Origin of the sequence: Komagataeibacter xylinus NBRC 15237, from assembly GCF_001571345.1 — a bacterium.
Lineage (GTDB): Bacteria > Pseudomonadota > Alphaproteobacteria > Acetobacterales > Acetobacteraceae > Komagataeibacter > Komagataeibacter xylinus.
In genome coordinates, this window is sequence record NZ_BCTP01000108.1 from 1 (window position 1) to 2347 (window position 2347).

Consider the following 2347-nt stretch of genomic DNA (forward strand, 5'->3'; position numbering starts at 1 on the left):
AGGTGTCTCGAAGGGGGATGGATATGTTTCCCGACTGAGTGAAGTCCAACAGTATTTAAGTTTTCATCAAACCTGTTCGCGCTATTAAAATTTATATTATTGAAATCATATACGTGGTGCTTGATTCCTAAAATAGATTCTAACCTTATTAAGGTTTCTTTAGGTCTTTTTGTTAGGGTGTCATAGTCTACAATGATTAGTTTTCTAGAAAACTTGCTATAGAATGCTTCTCTAATCGCTTTCCAGCAATATCCGAATGCCCCTCCATTTGAAAGAAGAGCTTCAACTCGTTCATGCAAGGTGCCGCGATATTCAATGGGGATCAGATGGGAACCAAGCAATGGATCAGATTGAATAATTCTTTCAAAAGAATTAATAATCCACACAGGATCTCGAACGCAACAGATCACTTTAGAATTTGGATCAATATAATCCAATAAATTTAAGCGAGTGCACCACATACGGTGGTTATCAAAAATAATATTTTTATTGTGTGTAGATGTTTTGTTTAAATAGTAGTTTTTTATAATTCCATAAATTAAATTCTTGCGCTGTGATTCATTAAATTCTGTTACTAACTCTCCTTCAACCATGATGGAAGATATTTTTACTATCATGGGTAATACGGGTGACGTAATCCCAGCGTGCTGAACATTTGGATTTTGTCTTAAAATAGCGGCTAGAAGAGTAGATCCTGAACGCGGTAGCCCCGACATGCAATGGAAAATGAATTCTGATGACATTTTAGACTCGTTTCAGAAGTGCCAAAGCTGTTACTTAATGTCGCGTATATGCTGCGTCTGCCCGGTTCTGGTCATTTAGCAATCAAATCTGGTCATTTTTCATTATAATAAAACTCAGTTATTAATATATAACTCATTAATAATATCATGGTAAAATTATTTATTACTAAATATTGGTGGCATGAACTATTTAAAGAAATAAATTTCATTAATTTAAAATATTCTCCATAGCGAAGAACGGTAAGCCGATGACTGCTATAAACTATACTATTATGTCAGGCTGATATTCCGTTTGGTGAGAAACGGGCGGGGGAGCAGCAGTCCCTCTCCTCACCGGTGAAACGGTTGGTCCGTCAGTAGTGAAGGAGGGATCGTCCAGACTGCTTCGATGGAGCGTGCATGTGCTGGGGCGGGGCCATGCGACGCGGTGCGAACGTGCCCATAAACAGGCGCGGATGATGGGCATAATGTCGGATTGGCTGTGGAAACGACCAGCAGATTTTGCAGAACCCTTTAGCGGGTAGAGACAATTTCGCTCCAGACAGCATGGTCCCACCTTTATGGACCGGTCATGCCGGCATCGTATCTCCGGGGGGCGTCGGAGCCGCACACCATGGCCTCTGTTGGATGGCTGATCTAGCCGAAGACCGGCTGCGCCTCGATCGGCTGGCCGCAACGGCGTTCCAGAACTTTCTTCCCCTGACGGCTGCGCCGTCATTCCTCGCGAGACAAGAAAGTTTCGGCCCTGCCGTCCTCCGCTGCGCTGCGGCCCCTGCGGGGTGCTCTGCCGCTCGCCTCCGGCTGGTCGATCGCCATCGAGGCCACGGTGGTCGCGGCCCGATAACAGCATGGAGATACGACAATGGCTAACATCGGTTCCTTCAAGAAGGTGGGCGAAGGTTTCGAAGGCGAAATCGTCACCCTAGCCCTGCAGGCCCGCAACGTCCGTCTGGTGGCCGAGACCAACCGCGCCAACGACAATGCCCCCAACTACCGCGTCTATCTGGGGCGCGTGGATTATGTGGAGTCCGGGATTATGCGGAGCGGGTGATCCGGGATGGTGGTTTTCTGCGGGTTTGGACTGGTTTCTGCTCCGCATAATATCGGGGTGGTGAGAGACCGGCGCCCCGCGTTGGACGGGGCGCCGGGAGGTGGTCAGCGCGACCAGATGAGCTTGTGCTCGCCGTTGTCGCCCTGCACGAGGCTCGCGTAGACCGGCCCGTTAAAGGAGGGGTCATCGAGCTTGAGCGAGAGGTATTCGGCACCGCTGTCCTTGGCGGTCCGGCTCCACCCGGCCCCGAGTTCAACCCCGTTGGCGGCGACCCGGTAGTCGGGAGCCCGGTCATGCTCCCGGGTTACGGGCCGGATGGTCGCCTTGACGTTGATGTTGAGGGTGCGGATCGTGCCGTTGAAGATGCCGTCTTCGGTGCGGGTAAAGGTGCCGATCTGTGCCATTGTCGTATCTCCTGTCAGAGTATCGACGCCGCCCCATGCGGCCTCGATGGCGGTCTGCAGGCAACGGGACGGCTGGCCCGCACCCGTAGGGCCGCAGCGCAGCGGAGGACGGCGTCGGCCGGGCTTTTTGTTGATTTTCACTGAGAACT

The 2347-nt window shown here is 50.6% G+C and carries 2 protein-coding genes and 1 pseudogene; 1 reads left to right on the forward strand and 2 read right to left on the reverse strand.

The window, feature by feature from the left end:
• Positions 1–743, reverse strand: a 743-nt coding sequence (locus GXY01S_RS17775) for a sulfotransferase family protein (RefSeq protein ID WP_156470351.1), incomplete at its 3' end; no start/stop codon positions are given.
• A gap of 862 nt (positions 744–1605) precedes the next feature.
• On the opposite strand from GXY01S_RS17775, the pseudogene GXY01S_RS16540 reads away from it, so the two are divergent.
• Positions 1606–1788: pseudogene (locus tag GXY01S_RS16540) on the forward strand (DUF736 family protein); the annotation flags it as partial.
• A 110-nt stretch (positions 1789–1898) separates the two neighbouring features.
• Here GXY01S_RS16540 and GXY01S_RS16545 read toward each other — a convergent pair.
• A partial coding sequence (locus tag GXY01S_RS16545) for a DUF736 domain-containing protein (RefSeq protein WP_456306312.1) occupies positions 1899–2347 on the reverse strand: 449 nt, incomplete at its 5' end.